Annotated in this window: 19 protein-coding genes; 4 read left to right on the top strand and 15 right to left on the bottom strand. The window is 69.0% G+C overall.

Going from position 1 to position 19,020, the window contains the following annotated elements; all coding sequences use genetic code 11:
• Positions 1 to 52 precede the first annotated feature (52 nt).
• Together D892_RS0100340 and D892_RS0100335 are read right to left on the bottom strand one after the other, a co-directional pair.
• Positions 53 to 715: a TetR family transcriptional regulator gene (locus D892_RS0100340; protein ID WP_024799347.1), complete on the bottom strand. Its 663-nt coding sequence runs from the start codon at positions 713 to 715 to the stop codon at positions 53 to 55.
• Entirely contained in the window at positions 715 to 1,485 is a 771-nt protein-coding gene (locus D892_RS0100335; RefSeq protein WP_024799346.1) for an SDR family NAD(P)-dependent oxidoreductase, read from the bottom strand. Before D892_RS0100335 ends, D892_RS0100340 begins: the two co-directional genes overlap by 1 nt.
• Positions 1,486 to 1,657: 172 nt before the next feature.
• Between D892_RS0100335 and D892_RS0100330 the strand changes: the two genes are divergently transcribed.
• The gene (locus D892_RS0100330; RefSeq protein ID WP_024799345.1) at positions 1,658 to 2,365 is read left to right on the top strand and encodes an SDR family oxidoreductase; all 708 of its coding nucleotides are present in this window, start codon (positions 1,658 to 1,660) and stop codon (positions 2,363 to 2,365) included.
• A 62-nt stretch (positions 2,366 to 2,427) separates the two neighbouring features.
• On the opposite strand, the gene D892_RS0100325 is transcribed toward D892_RS0100330, so the two are convergent.
• From D892_RS0100325 to D892_RS0100270, 12 genes are all read right to left on the bottom strand, one after another.
• Positions 2,428 to 4,563: an MMPL family transporter gene (locus D892_RS0100325; protein ID WP_024799344.1), complete on the bottom strand. Its 2,136-nt coding sequence runs from the start codon at positions 4,561 to 4,563 to the stop codon at positions 2,428 to 2,430.
• A gap of 143 nt (positions 4,564 to 4,706) precedes the next feature.
• Positions 4,707 to 5,468: an ABC transporter permease gene (locus D892_RS0100320; protein WP_024799343.1), complete on the bottom strand. Its 762-nt coding sequence runs from the start codon at positions 5,466 to 5,468 to the stop codon at positions 4,707 to 4,709.
• A gap of 9 nt (positions 5,469 to 5,477) precedes the next feature.
• Positions 5,478 to 6,257, bottom strand: a complete 780-nt coding sequence (locus D892_RS0100315; RefSeq protein ID WP_024799342.1) for an ABC transporter ATP-binding protein — start codon at positions 6,255 to 6,257, stop codon at positions 5,478 to 5,480.
• Positions 6,254 to 6,625: a DUF1048 domain-containing protein gene (locus D892_RS0100310; protein WP_024799341.1), complete on the bottom strand. Its 372-nt coding sequence runs from the start codon at positions 6,623 to 6,625 to the stop codon at positions 6,254 to 6,256. Before D892_RS0100310 ends, D892_RS0100315 begins: the two co-directional genes overlap by 4 nt.
• Positions 6,622 to 6,951 (bottom strand): PadR family transcriptional regulator, encoded by a 330-nt coding sequence (locus D892_RS0100305; RefSeq protein WP_024799340.1) that lies wholly within the window; start codon positions 6,949 to 6,951, stop codon positions 6,622 to 6,624. The genes D892_RS0100310 and D892_RS0100305 overlap by 4 nt, the downstream gene beginning before the upstream one ends.
• 187 nt (positions 6,952 to 7,138) lie before the next feature.
• Positions 7,139 to 8,821, bottom strand: a complete 1,683-nt coding sequence (locus tag D892_RS0100300) for an ABC-F family ATP-binding cassette domain-containing protein (protein WP_024799339.1) — start codon at positions 8,819 to 8,821, stop codon at positions 7,139 to 7,141.
• 53 nt (positions 8,822 to 8,874) lie between these two features.
• On the bottom strand, positions 8,875 to 9,639 hold the full coding sequence (locus tag D892_RS0100295) for a MerR family transcriptional regulator (RefSeq protein WP_024799338.1): 765 nt from the start codon (positions 9,637 to 9,639) through the stop codon (positions 8,875 to 8,877).
• A 92-nt stretch (positions 9,640 to 9,731) separates the two neighbouring features.
• Positions 9,732 to 11,255 (bottom strand): NAD(P)/FAD-dependent oxidoreductase, encoded by a 1,524-nt coding sequence (locus D892_RS0100290; RefSeq protein ID WP_024799337.1) that lies wholly within the window; start codon positions 11,253 to 11,255, stop codon positions 9,732 to 9,734.
• Complete coding sequence (locus D892_RS0100285) at positions 11,255 to 12,175, bottom strand: reductase (protein ID WP_024799336.1); 921 nt, start codon at positions 12,173 to 12,175, stop codon at positions 11,255 to 11,257. The genes D892_RS0100290 and D892_RS0100285 overlap by 1 nt, the downstream gene beginning before the upstream one ends.
• A 1-nt stretch (position 12,176) precedes the next feature.
• Positions 12,177 to 13,085, bottom strand: a complete 909-nt coding sequence (locus D892_RS0100280; protein WP_024799335.1) for an SDR family oxidoreductase — start codon at positions 13,083 to 13,085, stop codon at positions 12,177 to 12,179.
• A gap of 2 nt (positions 13,086 to 13,087) precedes the next feature.
• On the bottom strand, positions 13,088 to 14,083 hold the full coding sequence (locus D892_RS0100275) for an alpha/beta hydrolase (protein ID WP_024799334.1): 996 nt from the start codon (positions 14,081 to 14,083) through the stop codon (positions 13,088 to 13,090).
• A gap of 61 nt (positions 14,084 to 14,144) precedes the next feature.
• Complete coding sequence (locus D892_RS0100270; protein WP_024799333.1) at positions 14,145 to 14,975, bottom strand: bifunctional 2-polyprenyl-6-hydroxyphenol methylase/3-demethylubiquinol 3-O-methyltransferase UbiG; 831 nt, start codon at positions 14,973 to 14,975, stop codon at positions 14,145 to 14,147.
• A gap of 70 nt (positions 14,976 to 15,045) precedes the next feature.
• On the opposite strand from D892_RS0100270, the gene D892_RS0100265 reads away from it, so the two are divergent.
• From D892_RS0100265 to D892_RS0100255, 3 genes are all read left to right on the top strand, one after another.
• On the top strand, positions 15,046 to 15,651 hold the full coding sequence (locus D892_RS0100265) for a TetR/AcrR family transcriptional regulator (protein WP_024799332.1): 606 nt from the start codon (positions 15,046 to 15,048) through the stop codon (positions 15,649 to 15,651).
• Between the two features lie 199 nt (positions 15,652 to 15,850).
• Entirely contained in the window at positions 15,851 to 16,576 is a 726-nt protein-coding gene (locus D892_RS0100260) for a MerR family transcriptional regulator (protein WP_024799331.1), read from the top strand.
• 116 nt (positions 16,577 to 16,692) lie between these two features.
• Positions 16,693 to 18,000: a glycosyltransferase 87 family protein gene (locus D892_RS0100255; protein WP_232235933.1), complete on the top strand. Its 1,308-nt coding sequence runs from the start codon at positions 16,693 to 16,695 to the stop codon at positions 17,998 to 18,000.
• Between the two features lie 12 nt (positions 18,001 to 18,012).
• On the opposite strand, the gene D892_RS0100250 is transcribed toward D892_RS0100255, so the two are convergent.
• A complete protein-coding gene (locus D892_RS0100250) occupies positions 18,013 to 18,504 on the bottom strand; it encodes a hypothetical protein (RefSeq protein WP_024799329.1) in 492 nt (163 codons plus the stop codon).
• Between the last annotated feature and the right edge of the window lie 516 nt (positions 18,505 to 19,020).

Raw genomic sequence — 19,020 nt, 5'->3', positions numbered from 1 at the left:
CCAGTATGGGCAATGGTCAGTGTACCGCCGGCTCCCGGCGCCGACAGCGGAATCACGGCGGAGCCCCGGCTCCCCGCAGACAGAACCGGACCAGATGCGCCACATCGGCGTCGGACGGCCGGCGCGCGGAGCCGATGTAGCGGCGCATCGTATCGAGCGTGCAGTGGAACACCGAGTCCGCGGCGCGCTCCGAATCCGGTTGTCCGAGAGCGGCTACGGGTTCGGTGAGCAGCGCACGCAGCGGCTTCAGGATCGCGTCGGCGGCCACGGTGTCGTCGGCGGCCGGCACCTGCCCCAGGGTGGCCCGGCTCATGCTGATCAGGTGCGGGTCGGTCACCTGCACCATCGCGCCCTCGATCCAGCGGGTGATCCGGCCCGCCGGGGTGGCCTCCTTGGCCATCTGGTGCTCGAGGTACGAAACGACCAGGGCGACACCGCGTTCCAGGACGGCGAGGATGAGATCGTCCTTACCGGTGAAGTAACGGTAGAACGCCTTGTTCGAGGAGCCCGCCTCGGTGACGATATCGCTGAGCCGCGGAGCGGCGGGGGCGACCCGCTCCATGACCCGCACGGCCGCCGCCAGAATGCGTTCCACCTCGTCGACGGCGCTGCGGTGGCGATCGTCGAGCGCCCGCTCGACCGCCATCGCCGCGCGCGAGGTGCCGTCGCCGGACCGGCCCGGGGCACCGCCGGTTCCTCGTCCGATCGCGGCCATCAGGGCATACCGCCGTCCGATCTCAGGATCGCGCCGGTGGTGTAGCTGGCGGCATCGGAGGCGAGAAACAATGCGGCGCCGACGATTTCGTCCGGGCGGCCGATCCGCCGCAGGGCGTGGTCGGCGAACGGATTCCGCGAGGGCCCCAGTTCCTCCAGCCCCCACCCCGCGGTGGCATCGGTTCGGTGTGGGCCCGCCATGAGGGTGTTGACGCGCACCGTCGGCCCGAACGCCTGCGCCATCCCCTCGGTCATCGCGTTGAGCCCCGCCTTGGCCGCCGCGTAGGGCACGATCGACGGCGTGGGGCGCAGCGATCCGGTGGAGCTGATGTTGATGATCGACCCGCGACCGGCCCGCGCCATCCGCTCCCCCACCAGCGCCGACAACCGGAACGGCCCCTTGAGATTCAGGTTCACGACGGCGTCGAACAGCTTCTCGCTCACCGAGGTCAGCGAGTCGTAGACCGGCTGCATGCCGGCATTGTTGATCAGCACGTCGATCCGGCCGAACCTGCCGTAGACGGCCTCGACCAAACCGTCGAGCTGGTCCCATCGCCCGATGTGCACGCCGTAGGGCAGCGCGGTCCGCCCGGTCGCCTTCTCGATTTCTTCGGCGGTCGCCACGCAGGTGGCGTAGTTGCGGCTGGCGACAACGACATCGGCGCCGCAGCGTGCCACCGCGAAGGCCATCTCCCGGCCCAGACCGCGGCTGCCGCCGGTGATCAGGACCACTCGATCGGTCAGGTCGAACAGGTCGTCCGCGTAGCCCATCACCGCCGTCCGATCGCTCGGCCCACCGACAGTGTCCAGCCAGCCTTGCCATCCATCGCCGCACTCCTTAATCTCTCTCCGGAGAATAGCATTCTCCAAATGGAACATGTCAATCTCCACCGTACGAGTCATGGACAGATGCCCGAGACCTGAGGGAGCACAGGAGCAGCCGATGAGCGAGACAGCAATGATCACCGGGGCCGCCGGCGGGATCGGCGCGGCGGTGGCCCGGCGGCTCGCCGCGGCCGGCATCCGCTGCGTGCTGGTGGACCGCAAGCCCGAGGTGGCGGATGTGGCCGCGGAGATCGGTGGCGTGGCGGTGCTGGGCGACGTGACCGATCCGGCGCTGTCCGAACGCGCGGTGGCCGCCGCGGGCGATCGGCTCGACCTGCTGGTGCTCAATGCCGGGATGAACTCCGCCGACAAGGACATGGCCACACTGGATTTCGAGCACTATCGGGCCATCGTGGGAGTCAACCAGCACGCCGTCGTCTGGGGGCTGCGGGCGGCCCTCCCGGTGATGCGCCGCCAGGGCGGCGGCTCGATCGTGGTCACGGCCTCGCTGGCCGCGTTGCAGAGCACGCCCCAGGACCCGATCTACACCATGACCAAGCACGCCGTCATCGGCCTGGTGCGGTCCTACTCTCCCACCCTGGCGAAGGAGAACATCCGGCTCAGCGCGGTATGTCCCGGCCTGGTGGACACCCCGCTGACCGCAGGCGGCCGAGACCGGTTCCGCGAGGCCGGAATTCCGATGCTCTCCTCCGACACCGTGGCCGCCGCCATCGAACACGGCCTGCGCGCCGCCGAACCCGGCACCGAACTGGTGGTCCGCCCCGGACGGCCGGATGCCCGATACCGACCGGCCCCGCTGCCCTGAAAAGCGTTGGTGCGGACCGAAACCGGGCCGCCCGCACGGACGACCCGGCTTCGGTGACGAGATCAGCTCTTCGACACCGGCTCTCGATCGTCACTCGGACGGGACTCCTGCGGGGCGTCGCCGTGACCGGGCCACCAGGCGCGGTGGCCGATCAGCGCCGTCAGCGCCGGGGTGAAGAACATCGCCATGACGAAGGCCGCGATCGCGATGCCGACCGAGATGGCGAAGCCCATCTGCGACAGTACGGTGTTGCCCGCCAACATCATCGAGGCGAAGGTGCCCGCCAGGATGACGCCCGCGGCGGCGATGGTCGGGCCGGTGTGGTGCAGGGCCAGGGCGGCGGCCCGCTTCGGTTCGTGACCCTCTCGCGCCTCCTCCCGCAGGCGGGCGACCATCAGGATGTTGTAGTCGGTGCCGAGCGCGACCACGAAGAGGTACATGATCAGCGGCAGTGTGAAAATCAGCCCGGACTCGCTCCGCAGGTGCTGGAACACGAGGACGGACGCACCCAGCGTGGCCCCGAAACCCAGGAACACCGACACCATCAGGTACCACGGCGCCACCAGGCTGCGCAGCAGCAGCGCCAGCACGATCATGATCAGGACCGCCGCCACCGGGAACACGATCGCGTAGTCGCGGTTCATCGCGTCCTGGAAGTCGACGAACACCGACGTCATGCCGCCGACCACGGCCGTCGTTCCGGCCGGTGCCGCCGCGTGCGCCGCCGCGCGTAGTGGACCTCGGACCGTGTCGATCGCCTGATCCGATTCCGGCGTGGACGTCAACGTCACCTTGTAGGCGGCGACCGAATTATCCTGCGACAGCGTCGGTTCCGAGACCTGGCCGACACCGTCCACCCGGTTCAGCTCGGTGCGGTAGGCCGCCAGTTGCTCCTGGCTCAGCGCATTCGGCGACCGCAGCAGCACGTCCGACGGCTGGGTGACGCCCGCGGGCAGGCCCTTGAGCAGTTCCTTGCTGTACACCGTGGATTCGGAGGCGTCGGAGGTCGAGCCGGAGGTGAGATCGAAGGTCGGATTGAATCCGACGGCGAACACGCTCAGCACGACCAGCAGACCGCCGGCCGTCACCGCGAACACCCCCGGCCGCCGACCCAACCCGCGGCCCAATCCGGCGAACACGGTGCCCTTCGGTTCGGCGCGCCACGCCTTCGACGGCCAGAACACCTTGGTGCCCAACAGCGAAACGATCGCCGGCACCAGGGTGAGCCCGGCCAGCAGCGCCACCGCCACCGCGATCGCCAGCGCCGGCCCGAGCGAGCGGAACATGCCCAGGCTCGACAGCGTGAGGGCCATGAAGGCGATGATCACCGCGCCGGCGGCGGAGGTGATCGCCTCGCCGACCCGGGTGACGGCGCCGACCATCGCGGTCTTGGGATCGTCTCCGGCCCGCAACCGTTCTCGGTAGCGGAACATCAGGAACAGGATGTAGTCGGTGCCGACCCCGTACAGCACGACCAGCAGGATGGAACTGACCGAACTGTCGATCTGCAGATCGAACGCCTTGCTCACCGTGGCGATCAGGCCGTTCACGACCATCGACGCGGCGCCGATGACCACGATCGGCAGCAGCGCGATCACCGGGCTGCGGAAAATCACCAGCAACAGCACCAGAATCAAGGCGATGGTGGCGATTCCGATGATGGCCAGGCCCTTGGTCGAGGACTCCTGCGCGTCCAGGCTCTGCGCGGCCGAACCGGTGACGCCGGCCTTCAGGTCGGTGCCGCGCACCTTGTCCTGCAATGCCGTGCGCAGCTCCTCGACCGCGTCGTTCTGTCTGGTGTCGCTGGGGTTGGTGACCTTGGTCATCTGCACCGCGGCGATCTGCACGAGCCGATTGTCCGACGGCGGGGCCGCCTGAATTCCGGTGACGTCCTTCAGCCGTGCCTGGTTCAGCTGCCCGGTCACCGATTCGACCGCCGTCACGTCGGCCGGGCTCAGCGGCGCGCCGTCGGACCGTTCGAACACCACGATCGCGGCGGGCGCGGCGGCATCGGGAAATGCCTTCTCCTGCAGCTCCGCCGCCTGGATCGACTCGTAATGCGAAGGGAGGAAGGCGGATTGGTCGGTAGTCGAGGTCAGGGTCGGCGCCGACGCGACCACCCCGATGATGATCAGCACCCAGGCGCCGATAGTCCACCAGGGACGGCGAACAACCAGCGATCCCAGTCGTGCGAACATGGCAAGAGTCCTTTCGAGAACTATCGCTGTCGGGAGTCAGGGCCTCAGAACATCACTGCCTCGGAACATCACTGCCCCGGAACATCACTACATCGGCGCCGAATCCCCCGGTGCTACATCATTACCCGATATGCCGTGGGGCGCTAGGAGATTTTGCGGCGGTAGGTGGCCATGGCCACGAGGTACGCGACGACGAGGAGACCGACGCACCAGGCCGACGCGATCCAGATGTCGGAGCCGACCGGCTGCTGCGCGAACAGGTCCCGGATCGCGTTGACGATCGATGTCACCGGTTGGTGTTCGGCGAAGGCGCGCACCGGGCCGGGCATCGTGTCGGTGGGGACGAACGCCGAGCTGACGAACGGCAGGAAGATCAGCGGGTAGGAGAACGCGCTCGCGCCGTCCGGGGTGCTCGCGGTGAGGCCGGGGATGACGGCGAGCCACGTCAGCGCCAGCGTGAACAGAAGCAGGATGCCGGCCACGGCGAGCCAGGCCGGCGCATCCGCGCCGGAGCGGAAACCCATGAGCACGGCGACGAGCACGACGACCGCGAGCGAGATCAGATTGGCGACCAGCGAGGTCAGCACGTGCGCCCACAGCACCGACGACCGCGCGATCGGCATGGACTGGAATCGCTCGAAGATGCCGTTCTTCATATCCAGGAAGAGCCGGAACGCGGTGTAGGAGACACCCGTCGCCACCGTGATGAGCAGAATGCCGGGCAGCAGATAATTCACATACGAATCCGACCCCGTGTCGATCGCGCCACCGAACACGTACACGAAAAGCAGCAGGAAGGCCATCGGCATGATCGTGGTCGTAATGATGGTGTCGGCGCTGCGCGTGATGTGGCGCAGGGATCGTCCCAGCAGGACGGCGGTGTCGACGAAGAAGTACTTGGTCATCGGTATTCCTCAGGTGTCCACACCGGCGCCGTGGTCACCGACGACGGCGAAGAAGATGTCCTCGAGGGTCGGCTTCTTCTCGACGTATTCGACCTCGGTCGGCGGATGCAGTTGCTCGAGTTCGGCGAGGGTGCCGTCGACGATGATTCGGCCCTCGTGCAGGATCGCGATCCGGTCGGCGAGGTGTTCGGCCTCCTCGAGATACTGCGTCGTCAGCAGCACCGTGGTGCCGTGCACGGCGAGATCCCGCACGGCCTGCCACACCTCGAGGCGCGCCTGGGGGTCGAGCCCGGTCGTCGGCTCGTCGAGGAAGACGATCGGCGGGCTCCCGATGAGGCTCATCGCGATATCCAGGCGGCGGCGCATACCACCCGAATACGTCGATACCTTCCGCGCGGCCGCGTCGGTCAACGAGAAACGCGCGAGCAGGTCGTCCGCGATCGCGCCCGGGTTCTTCAGGTGCCGCAGCCGGGCGACCAGCACGAGATTCTCACGGCCGCTGAGGATCTCGTCGACGGCGGCGAATTGTCCGGTGAGGCTGATGGATTCCCGCACCCGCGCCGCCTGGGTGGCGACGTCGAACCCGTCGACGCCGACCGTCCCCGCGTCCGCTCGCAGCAGGGTGGACAAGATTTTCACGATCGTGGTCTTGCCCGATCCGTTGGCGCCGAGCAGGGCGAAGATACTGCCCCGCGCGACGTCGAAATCCACGCCGCGCAGCACAGGCAGATCCTCGAAGGACTTCACCAGACTCCGCACGTGGATGGCCGGAACGTGTTGGGTAGTCATCTGTCCTCTCCGGCCGCGCGGTCGATGGCATCGGTCAGCCGTTCCCGTTCGCGGTTGATCCACCGGCCCGCCCGGTAGTTCCGCAGGAACGCCTCGGCGAACTCCACCGGGTCCTCCCCGACGACCTCGCGGATCGGGGTTCCGTCCGCCGCGCTCTGCTCGAACAGATCGGCAAGATCCTCCAACATCGACACGGTGCCGTCTCCGTCTCCCGGCCCGAAAAGCATCAGGTACCGCTCGACAGCGTCGATCGCCGCGCGATAGTTCGCGGGAAGCTGCTTCGTGCGCTCCTTGTACTGCCGCCATCGACGCTTATCGCCGAGATCGCCGACCACCGTTTCGATGAACTTCGGGAGAGCCATGGTCATCTACCTCCTCGATGGAGTTGTTCGAGCCGTTCGGAGAGAAAGTCCCAGGTCTTCCGGAACTCGTCGAGATATTCCTGCCCATGGGCGTTGAGGGAATACACCTTGCGCGGCGGGCCCTTTTCCGACGGGACCTTCTCCACGTCGACCAGACCCCGCTTCTCGACCCTGACGAGCAGGGCGTAAACCGTGCCCTCGGCGATATCGGCGAAGCCCTGGTCCCGCAGCCACGCCGTGATCTCGTAGCCGTACGCGGAACGCACGGCCAGGATCGCGAGGACGATGCCCTCCAGGGTGCCCTTCAGGATCTCCGTCATCTGCTTGCCCACGGACCACCTCCTCCGTACTACTCAATGTTGCTAACTACTGGTAGATAGTAACACTGAATAGTGGGGGCGCAAGGGGCTCCGGACGGCAGGCCGTGGCGGGGTCGGCCCTGTCGGCAAAGACACGGCCACACGGTATTTCGAGGCCGTCTACCTCACAGAGCGCCCGGGACGCGAGCTACTTCACTGCTCAGCGCGCACGCTGCACCCGCGACTCGTCCCACACCGGCGTATCGCTCTCGTACACGGCGCCATCGGCACCGAAGACGAGGAACCGGTCGAATCCGCGGGCGAACCAGCGGTCGTGCGTCACCGCGAGGACGGTGCCGTCGAATTCGGCGATGGCCTGCTCCAGGGCGTCGGCCGAGTGCAGGTCCAGGTTGTCGGTGGGCTCGTCGAGCAGAAGCATGGTGACGCCGGACAATTCGAGCAGCAGAATCTGCAATCGGGCCTGCTGCCCGCCGGACAGGTCGTCGTAGCGCTGTTCGGCGGCACGGGCGAGGCCGTACCGGTCCAGCACCCGCCCGGCGGCCTCCCGGCCCATCCCGTCGCGGTGCTCGTTGCCGAGATGCAGAATGTCCACCAGCCGCCGGCCGGACAGGTCGGCTCGCGCGTGGGTCTGCGCGAAATGGCCTGGGCGAACCCGGGATCCGAGCGCGGCGCTGCCCGCGTGCGGCACCGGCGCGAGGGCCAGTTCCTGGACCGGCAGGTGTCCGGGCTCCGGATCGGTGCCGCCGGTCGCGAGCAGCCGCAGGAAGTGCGATTTGCCGGATCCGTTGGCGCCCAGCACCGCAACGCGGTCGCCGTACCAGATCTCGGCGTCGAACGGCCGCATCAGACCGGTGAGTTCCAGCCGCGCGCACACCAGCGCGCGCTTACCGGTCCGCCCGCCCCGCAACCGCACGGACACGTTCTGCCGCAACGGAACCGCCTCCGGGGGTCCGGCCTCCTCGAACTTGGCCAGCCTGGTCTGCGCGGCGTGATACCGGGCCGCCATGCCGTCGTTGTACTTCGCCTTCTCGCGCAGGCGCAGCACCAAGGCCCGCAGCTTGGCGTGTTCCTCGTCCCAGCGCCGGCGCAGTTCGTCCAGGCGCGCGTTGCGGTCCTCGCGGGCCTGCTGATAGCTCGCGAAGCCGCCGCCGTGGATCCACGCGGTCGCCCCGCAGGCGCCCGGTTCGAGGGTGACGACCCGGGTGGCGGCGTTCGCGATCAGCTCCCGGTCGTGGCTCACGAACAGCACCGACTTATCCGATCCGGCGATCGTCCGCTCGAGCCACTGCTTGCCCGGCACGTCCAGGTAGTTGTCCGGCTCATCGAGCAGCAGCAGCTGGTCGGGGCCCGCGAACAGCGCCTCGAGGATCAGCCGCTTCTGCTCGCCACCGCTCAGCGTGCGCACCGAGCGCCACTTGGCACGGTCGAACGGGACGCCGAGGGCGGCCGTCGTCACGTCGTCCCAGAACGCCTCGGTCTCGTACCCGCCGACATCGGCCCAGTCGGCCAGGGCATGCGCGTAGGCGAGCTGGGTCGGCTCGTCGTCCTGTTCGATCAATGCGTTCTCGGCGGCGTCGAGCCCTTGCGCGGCCGCGCGGACGGCCTCCGGCGCAACCGATATCAGCAGGTCGCGCACCGTCGACTCGTCGTCGACCCGGCCGATGAACTGCTGCATGACGCCCAGCGCGCCCGACCGGGTGACCGTGCCGCCGTCGGCGGTCAGATCTCCGGCGACGATCCCGAACAGCGTGCTCTTGCCGGTACCGTTCGGGCCGATCAGCGCGGCCTTGACGCCGTCACCGATGCGGAAACTCACCCCGTCGAGCAGTTGTCGCCCGTCGGGGAGGAAGTAATCGATTCCGGCAATGTCGATATGCGCCACGAGGCTTCAGGCAACCCGACGGACCCGGCTGATCGCAACCGAGTTTCCGGTGCTCACCCGTCGCCGTGCTTCGAGGCCGCCGTGGCGAGGTAGGCGCTCAGCTCGCGTTGCAGCACGCGGTCCAGCGCCTGGTCCAGGCTGCTGCGGACGGCGCGGGTGCCGAGGTCGCGCAGGTGGTTGAGCATGCGGGTGGTGTCGGCGATCTCGGCGTCGGAGTCGGGCAGCCAGCCCGGGCCGTGCTGGTCGACGATCCGGTCCTTGCCGGCGGTGACCATCAGGCTGGCGATGTCCTCGAGCCGCGCGATCATCGCCGCGTACAGCTCGGTGAGCCCGGACAGGTCGAAGCCGTACGTGCTCAGCTGGGCGAATGTCTCGAGCAGTTCGGGCCGGAGGAATCGGACCGTATCCCCTTGCAGCCGAACCAGTTCCAGCTCGGCCAGCCGGTCGAGCTGATCGCCGCGGACCGGCGGGCCGCCGGGGTCGCCGAGGAACGTGTCGACCAGTTCCCGGGGCACCTCGAGGGGTTCCTCGGGCTTGCCCCAGGTGGCGGTGACGGCGTGCTGGAGGCCGAGGATCTCGGTGAGGTCCTTACCGGTTTCCCAGCTGGTGATGAAGTCGGCGATGTGCGCGGTGGTGAAGCCGCGCTGTAGCAGCGAGTCGATGATCCGCAGCCGGGCCAGGTGGGTGTCGTCGTAGATCAGGGCGCGGCCGCTGCGCCGCGACGGCGGCGGCAGCAGGCCGCGCTCCTGGTAGGCACGCACATTGCGGGAGGTCGTGCCGGCGGCACGGGCGAGTTCATCGATGCGGTACTCCGCCATCCCTGCCTCGCCCGTCCTTTCCTCCGGCCACGCGCTTCTTTCCGTCGACACCGGCCCGTCGACACTGCTGCTGCCGACGCTGCCCGTCGACACTAACCGAGCGAGGCCGTCATCCGGTCATCGACACCCACCCCGGCCGCCGGATCGCGCGGGGTCAGGACGTAGTCCGCCGGATTCACCCGGGCGAGTTCGCGGGTGTACTGGGTACCGAAGCCGGGGTACATGGTGGCGTTGAAGCCGTCCTCGGTCAGATACCAGCTGCGGCAGCCCGAATTCCAGGTGGTGGCCGTCAATCTGCGCTGCAACCGGGTGTTGTAGCGGTCCTGCCGGTCGCGGCGCACCTCCAGCATGCGCAGATCGCGGTCGAGCAGCAGGCCGATGGCGTCGGTCAGATACTCGATCTGGGCCTCCATGTACACCAGGGCCGAATTGTGCCCCGGACCGGAGTTGGGCCCGAAGGTCAGGAACAGATTCGGGTACCCGGACACCGCGATGCTCTTGTAAGCGTAAGCGCCCCTGTGCCATTCGTCGGCGAGCACGCGGCCGTCGCGGCCGGTCACCGGGATCGGCGTGCCCTGCTTGGCCACCTCGAATCCGGTGGCGAACACGAGGCAGTCGAACCGGTGCTCGATCCCCTCGGCGGTCCGGATGCCCTGCGGTGCGATCTCCACGATCGGCCAGGTAATCAGCTTGCAGTTGTCGCGTTGCAGCGCCGGATAGTAATCGTTGCTGATCAGCAGGCGCTTGCAGCCGGCCCGGAAATCGGGGGTCAGCTGCCGGCGCAGCCACGGATCGCGCACCTGGGAACGCAAGTGCAGCAACGCCACCGACTCGACGACGCGGGTCAGCGGCGAGTTCCACACCACGCCCAGCGCCACCGACTCGTGCCCCCAGAACCAGGCATCCCGCGCCAGCGACTGGGTCACCGGAGCCCGCCGGTACACCTGTTTGGCGAGGCCGCTGGTGCGGCGGTTCACCCGCGGCAGCACCCAGCCCGGCGTGCGCTGGAACACCTTCACCGACGCGGCGTCGCGCACCAGCTCCGGGATGATCTGCACCGCACTGGCTCCGGTGCCGACCACGGCCACCTTCTTGCCGGTGAAGTCGTAGTCGTGGTCCCAGCGGGCGCTGTGGATCGTGTGGCCCTCGTAGGTATCGAGGCCCGGAATATTCGGCATGCCGGGGGTGGCCAGCGGCCCGGAGGCCAGGACCACCGTGCGCGCCTTCACCTTTCGCCGCCGACCAGCGAAGCCGATGTGCCACAGGCCCTGCTCCTCGTCGAACACCAGCCCGGTCACGGTGTGCCCGAATCGGATGCGCGGCCGGATGCCGGACTCGTCGACCATCGACTCGATGTAGCCGAGGATCTCGGAGCTGCCCGAATAGGTCTGCGACCAGTCCGGATTCGGCGCGAAGCTGTAGGAGTACAGCCGCGAGGGGATGTCGCAGGCCGCACCCGGATAGGTGTTGTCACGCCAGGTGCCGCCCACCCGATCGTCGCGCTCGAAGATCGCGAAGTTGCCGATACCCTTCTGCCGCAATCGGATCGCGGCGCCGATCCCGGCGAAACCGGCGCCGATGATCGCGACGTCCAAGGGAAGAGTGGAAGTAGTCATCACGCGACCGGCTCGTAGGTCAGTTCCTTCGACCACGTGGGCTGCGCGCCGAGGAAGCGGTCCGGGATGCGGGCGGTCACCTTCACCATCGCGTCGGCGAACAGGTGGTACGGGTGGCCGCGGTTGATCACCCAGCCGCTGTGCATCTTCACGATCCGGTACATCGGCACCCGGTTCGCGATCGGCGCGCGCTCGCCGACCGCCTTGAACCGCCGCATCGCCGAGTACAGCTTCTCCTCGTCGACGCCCATCTCGACGATGTTGTCGCGCATCTTGTTCAGCAGCGGCACATAGCTCAGCACCCCGACCAGGAACGACGGCTTCGCCCAGCCGCCGACCAGATCGATGAACAGCTTGCGGGTGGTGGCGTGGCCGAGCAGTTCCATCACGGCGTAATCCGTTGCCAGGTGCCGCGATTCGTCGGCGTTGATCTTCTTGAACACCTCCTGCGCGACCGGATCGGCGATCTCGTCGGTGACGAACTTGATCAGCGCGCCGTCCAGCGCCACCTCGAGCATCGGAATCACGGTGCCCAGGAACGACAGCGACATCTCGTCGGAGTGCTTGTCCAGGAAGTCGATCACCAGCTTCACGTTGATGTTCGGCTCCGGAATCGTGTCGCCGTCGAGCATCCCCCAGCGCCGCATCAGCGCCAGCTCCGCATTGGCGTGCCGCTGCTCCTCGGCGTGGAAGTAGCGGTAGATCTCCCTGAGCGTCTCGGTCGGCGCCTTCTTCGCCATCGCCGCGAAGCCGCGCGCGCCGACGTTCTCGATCCACATCAGATCGGCCATGAACGGCTTCAGCTTGGCGTGCAGCTCGGGCTCGATCAGTTCGGCGCCCGGTGCGTCCCAGTCGATGTCGGCCAGGGCCCACTGCCGGGCCTTGATCTTGCCGAGCATGCCGTCGAAATCGAAGGCCATGTCAGACTCCTGTCTTCTCGATACGTTCGGCCGGGATCGCGGGCGGCGCCGAATCCTCCCGGGGCAGAACGCGGTTCAGCACGCCGAGGGCGTGGTTGTAGAGGGCCGGGAAGTGCCGTTCGAGGTGCCAGATCAGCTGCGCGTCCAGCTGCGGCACCACGAACAGGCGGCCGATGTCGTGGGCGTCGAGGGTCGTGGTGGCGACGCGCTCCGGCGAGAACCCGCTCAGGCGCATGAGGGTGTCGGCCAGCCGGGTCGACCCGGCGGTGATGCGGCCGTCGGCGACCACGTTGGTCCGGACGAAGGTCGGGCACAGCACGGTGACCGCGACCCCGGTGCCGGACAGTTCGGCCGCCAGCGTCTTCGACAGCGACAGCACCCCGGCCTTGGACACGTTGTAGACGGCCATTCCGGGTGCGGCCGCGAAACCCGCCGCGGAGGCGACGTTGATGATGCCGCCGCGCCCGGCCGCGCGCAGGCGCGGCGCGAAGATCTCGCAGCCGTGCACGACACCCCACAGGTTGATGCCGAGCGCCCATTCCCAGTCGTCGAACCCGATGTCGCCCACCGGTTTTCCGCCGATGCCGACGCCGGCGTTGTTGATCACCAGGGTCGGCGGGCCACCGAAGAACGAGTCCGCCTCCCGGGCAAGGCTTTCCACGTCGTCGCGCCGCGACACGTCGCAGCAGAACGCGTGGGCCGTACCGCCGTGCAGCCGCCGGATCATCCGGACGGTCTCGTCGGCCCGTTCCTTATCGATATCGGCGCACAGCACTCGTCCCCCACGCGCGGCGAGTTCGAGCGCGAACGCGCGGCCGATGCCGCTGCCCGCGCCGGTGACCACGGCGTCGGCATCGTGTGTGCGGCGCACCCCGCCGATCGCCGCACGCAGCGTGTCGATGATCCACATGATCAGCTCACCCGTTCCTGTACAACGACATTCGACTCCGCGAGCGCGGCTCCGACGAATTCGGCGGCACGGCGCAGGGCCGGTGCGGCCTCGGGCACCAGCAGCGGCAGCGCCTGGAAGACGTGAATGCGGCCCGGCCACAGCTCGAGGTCGCAGCGGACGCCGGCGGCGGCCGCCATATCCCGCACGTGCCGGGCGTCGTCACCGAGCATCTCCCCCGCGGCGGCCTGCACGAACAGCGGTGGCAACGCGGCGCCCGGCGGTATGGCCAGCCGCAGCCTCGGCGACGCCGCGGGCTCGCCGGCGGTGTAGAGCTCGATCAGCCTGCGTCCCACCGTCGCCGGGGCCATCGGATCCGGCTGCCGCCGGTCGCGGCGCTCGGCCAGGGCGAGGGTCAGGTCCATCAGCGGGGAGAACATGAACATCCCGGCGGGCTGCGGTGTCGCGCCGTCGAGGTTCTGTAGCAGCAGATCCAGTCCGAGGTGGCAGCCCGCGGAGTCGCCGCCGATCACGAGATCCGCTGCGCGGTAACCGTTGTCGAGCAGCCAGCGGTAACCGGCGGCGACATCCTCTGCGGCGGCCGGGAATCGGTGCTCGGGGGCGAGCCGGTAGTCGAGCACGAACACCGGCAGCCCGGTCGCCTTCGACAGCCGCGAGGCCAGCCCGCGGTGGGTCCGCGCCGAGCAGATCACGTACCCGCTGCCGTGCACGTAGTAGACGGCGCGATCGCCCTGCGGCACCCCCGGAGCCCGCACCCACTCGCCACGCACGGTGCCCGAGCGCACCGAACGGATGCGCGTGCCGGGAAGCGGCGGACCGAATGCCGCCATGATCGTCGCGATCAGACCCCGGCCGACCCGGATTCCGGCCCGGTTGGGCGGGAGCAGCCCGTTGATTCGCCGGACCCCGAGCACCGACGCCGCCGCCGCGAGACGCGCCTGCGGCGACGCCGATACGGGGACGGCCGGGGAGGTCACCATTGACCCTGTTTCAGCCATGCCGCAAGCATCAGCCACCAAAGTGCCAGTTGTCAATGGCACATTTGCTATCTCCGAGAAATCAGGCGGTCAGCGACGCACTGGCTGCCAGCGTGACGTAGGGCATGCGGAAACTGCCACCCACGGCATCGATGGCCGCCCCGATCCGAGCCGAGACCTCGTCGAGCTGGTCTCGCGAAAGCCGCGTGAGCGCACCGGTGGAGGGCACCAGATCGAGCCACTCGGCCCGGGTATAGGACCGTTCCCACTCGAACCGCCACTGTTCGGGTTCGCCGAATTCGTCCACCGCGCGCATCCCCTCGACGAACTTCGCGAACATGGCCTCGTAGATCGCCACGGCGTCGCTCGCCGACGAGGGGCCTTGCACGGCGAACGGCGAATCCGGCGCGACCCGGCGCAGGGCGTCGATCTGCGCCTCGGACACCGGCGACGGCGGGGCGATGACATGCCCGAACACCGTCAGCCGGCCGCCGGGCCGCAGCAGCCGGGCCGCCTTGGCCGGACCGGCGACCGGATCCACCCAGTGCCACGCCTGCCCGGCGACCACCGCATCGAACGACCGGCCCGCGGGATCCCAGTCCTCGAACGTCCCGTCCTCGACGTCGACGCCCGTGCGACGGGCGAATTCGGCCATCCGCGCATCGGGCTCGACCCCGAGCACCCGGCATCCCGCGGCAGCGAATTGCCTTGCGGCGATACCGGTTCCGCATCCGACGTCGAGAATGTCACCGCCCGGGCAGGCGGCGGCGACGCGCTCGATCAAGCCGTCCGGATAACGGGGCCGGGCGCGGTCGTAGCGTTCGGCGTCGACGCCGAACGACTCGGCGACCTGCCGGTGGCGGTGGGGTTCGGGGTCGGAGGGGACGGTGGGCTCCGGCGGTAGAGTGGTCATGCGCCCACTCTAAGTGGGCATGTGCCCACTCGTCGACGAATTCGCCCAGGGCGAAAGGAGATCCACCCCGATGCCGACCGGTGTCGCCCTGCGCGACGTGCGCCAGCAACTGTTCGACGCCGCCGAGCGCATCCTGCTGCGGGACGGTCCGAGCGCGCTGACCAGCCGGGCGGTCACCGACGAGGCGGGCTGCGCCAAGGGCGTGCTGCACCGGCACTTCGCCGATTTCGACGCGTTCCTGGCCGATTTCGTCCGCGACCGCATCCACCGGATGGAACCCCAGGCCGCCACCCTGCTCGGCTCGGCCGGCTCCGGAACGATCGTCGACAACGTCACGGACGCGCTGACGGCGGTGTTCGAATCGGTGGCGGTGGCGATCGTCCCGCTCGTCACCTTCCGCGACGAACTGCGGGCCCGGCTGCGCGAAACCTGGCCCGCGGGCGTCCCGGTGCTGACCGATGCCGCGATGATGCTCACCGCCTACCTGTCCGCCGAACGCGACCTCGGCCGCCTCCCCGCCGACGCCGAACCCGACGGCCTCGCCCCCACCCTGGTCGGCGCCGCCCACCTCCTGTTCGCCGACCGCACCGGCACCCCACCGGACGCGCGGGCGGTGCGCCGGATGGTCACTTCGGCGCTGAGCGGCGCGTACGCCACCGACGATCGGCCCCGGTGATCCTCCGCGAAACGCATTGCCGGACCGGAACCTGCTGGTGCCGGCGTCGTTGTCCGCGTCGGTGAAGCAGTGGGGCGGCCGGGCTCGAGTCACACCCCGGAATCACTCGCGTGCTTGACTGTGCCGTTACGGCACGGTTCAGGCTGTTGTTCGGGCCGGCGCACCCGCGCCGGCCGATCCGTACCCGGAGGAGCCGATCATGACGTGGAGTACCCGCCAGCTCGCCGAACTCGCCGGCACCACCGTGCGGGCGGTGCGGCACTACCACGACATCGGCCTGCTCGACGAGCCCGAGCGGGGATCCAACGGCTACAAGCAGTACGGCGCCCGGGACCTGCTGCGCGTGCTGCGGATCAAGCGCCTCGCCGATCTCGGGATCCCGCTGTCCCAGATCGCCGCCATGGGCGAGGCCGATCGGTATCCGCATGAGGCGCTCCAGACGCTGGACGCCGAACTGGCCTCGACCATCGACCGCCTGCAGCGCATCCGCGTCGAGCTCGCGCTCCTCATGAAGCAGGGATCGCCCACCGACCTCCCACCCGAACTGGGCGAGGTCGTCGCCGGGCTGTCCGAGGCCGACCGCTCCTACACCACGATTCTCACCCGGGTGCTCGGCCCCACCGCACTCGACTCCCTGCGAGAGATGTTGCACGCCACCCGCGACGATCCGGCGGGCCGCGAATTCGAGCAGCTGCCCGAGGACGCCGACGAGCGCACCCGGGCGGACCTGGCCGAGCGAATGGTCCCGTACGTCCGCGATCTCCACGCCGAATACCCCAACCTGAGTCAGGTGGACGACTCGCCGGTCGGTCCCCGGCGTGCGACGGAGGCGCTCGCCGTGGGACTGCGAGACCTCTACAACAAGGCCCAGCTCGACGTCCTGGTCCGGGTGAACCAACAGCTCAACGCGCCCGACCGGGAGTAGGCGATAGCCCCGCAAGGTGGCGGTCACCCGGCGCGACGCGCGCATCCCGGCTGGCAGATCCGTCCATGGTGCTACTACCGTGGGGCCGGTCCGAAGCCCGAACGCTGGGAGGATGCGTGTCGTTATCGGTGGTCGAGGACGCGGCGGCGCCGTCCTCTGAGCGGGTCACACCGCAGCGTCGTCCCCTGCCGGCCGCCGCATTCTGGACAATCCTCGCACTCGGGACGGTCGCCGGGCTGTACTGGGCCAAGCAGGTGCTCGATGCGCCGCAGCTGATGATGCATCTGCTGGACCTGAACGTCTACCAGGTCGCGGCGAACCGGGTGGTCGACGGCGTCTCCGTCTACGACACCCCGCTGCTCGGCAACACCCGCGGCGTCTGGGAATACGTCTACACGCCGTTCGCGGCGCTGCTGTTCACGCCGCTGGCCGCGCTGCACGGTGAGCTGTTCCGCTATGCCGGGGCGGCGGGCAACCTCCTGATGCTGGCCGGATCGGCGTGGGCCGCGCTGTCGATGCTCGGCTACCGGCGGGATCTGCGGCTGGCGGTGGTGAGCCTGCCGATCGCCGGGCTGCTGCTGTGGTGCGAGCCGGTGCGGGAGACCGTGACGTTCGGGCAGATCAACATTCTCCTGCTGGTGATCGTGCTGGCGGATATGGCGCTGCCGGATTCGTCGCGCTGGAAGGGCGTGCTGACCGGGATCGCGGCCGGAATAAAGCTGACTCCCGCGTTCTTCGTCGTCTATCTGCTCGTCACCCGGCGCTACCGGGCCGCCGCGACCGCCGTCGGCGCGTTCGTCGCGACGGCGCTGATCGGCCTGGCGATCATGCCGAAGGATTCGCTGACGTACTGGCGCGGCGCGTTCATGGATCCGACCCGGGTGGGCGTTCCGGACAATCCGCAGAACGAATCGCTGCGCGGCATGGTCGCCCGGACCGTCGGCGTCGGCGGCGATCACCAGGTGCTGTGGCTGGTGGGTGCGATCACGATCGCCGCGGCCTGCCTGATACTGGCCCGGCGGTTGTCGCTGACGGGGCACGAGTTGCCGGCGGTGGTGCTGTGCGGGCTGACCACCACCGCGGTGTCGCCGTACAGCTGGATACATCACTGGGTCTGGCTGGCGCCGATGCTGATCCACCTGACCGATCTGGCGGTGCGGCGGCGCACGACGGTCGCGCCCCTGGGATGTCTGGTGGCTGCCGTGGTCGCGTCCGGCGGTCTGCTGGCCCTCTACGATCCCCGGTTCTCCAGCATCATCAATCTGCCGGCCCGGGCGCATCTGGGCGTCTTCTACCACAACGCCTACGTCTGGCTGACGCTCGCGCTGTTCGCGGCCGCCGCCGTATATCTGCGGCGCGCCGCCGACCGGCCGGGCACCGCCCTCTCCACATCCACCGCCGTCACCACATCCCCTGCGGGATAACGCCTTCCGCGGCTACCGGATCGGCTGCGTGCAGCTGTTGTGCTCGTCGTTGACCAGATGGAACGCGGTGGCGAGATCGTCGATCGCGGCCTGCCACGCGCCGTCGCTGCCGTCGCCGTGCGGATCGCGCGCCAGCGCCAGCAACGCGGTGGCCGCGTCGACGGCCTGCACGGCGGCCGGGACCGGTTCGGGCCCGCTGCGGGACACCAGCGTGGCGATACGGTCGCGCAGCCAGCGCGCGTCGAACTGGGCCTGCTCGGACAGCGTTCCGGCGCCCGGCGACTCCGACGGCAGCGCGGTCGCCGCCGACCACCGCCGCCCGGTCTCGCCGAGCGGCGCGGCCACGATCACCTCGCGCAGCTCGTTGCTGATCACGTGGTGCAGCAAACCCGCCAGCTCGGCGTGCTCGATGGTCGGATCCTCGGCCGACCCACCGGAGGGCGAGCCGTTCCGCCCGACTTGTAAAACCGCCAGTACCGCCCGCAATTGCGCAGTCGTCGCCACACGACACCCCTTGCGTACCGCCCCTGTCGGAGGTCGGCATCGTCCCAATCCTCGCGACACGCGCGGGTGGGATCGCCAGCCCGGCGGGTGTCACGCCTGTCGCGGGCATACTCCCAGCTATCAGAGCGCATGTCTATCGGATTCGTCCCGAATCCCAGAATCTGGAACACGAGTGCGTGAATGAGCCGGAACGACGGGGGCGGCGCGTCGGAATGGCCGGGAGCGCCGGTGCGTCGCAATGACATGCCGGGATGACGAGGGAAGGCTCGCTGCGTCATCCCGGCATGTCGCCTCCTGGCGTGCATAGCGCCGTCACCGGCGTACTTTCGTCCGGGGATCCACACGACAGCGGACGAGGCACACGCAGGCGCGGCCCGCCCGCAGCAGCGCAGCGGAGGCAGCGCGGGATGCGACGTGGGGTGAGACACTGCCTTCGACCACGTCCGCGGAACGTGCGTACGGGATCGGGTGCGTGGTCATCGACCCAGGAGAGGCGGAACATGACCAAGCCACTGT

The organism is Nocardia sp. BMG51109 (assembly GCF_000526215.1).
Lineage (GTDB): Bacteria > Actinomycetota > Actinomycetes > Mycobacteriales > Mycobacteriaceae > Nocardia.
Note: the sequence above shows the minus strand (reverse complement) of the source record. Positions and strands in the feature narration are given on the sequence as shown.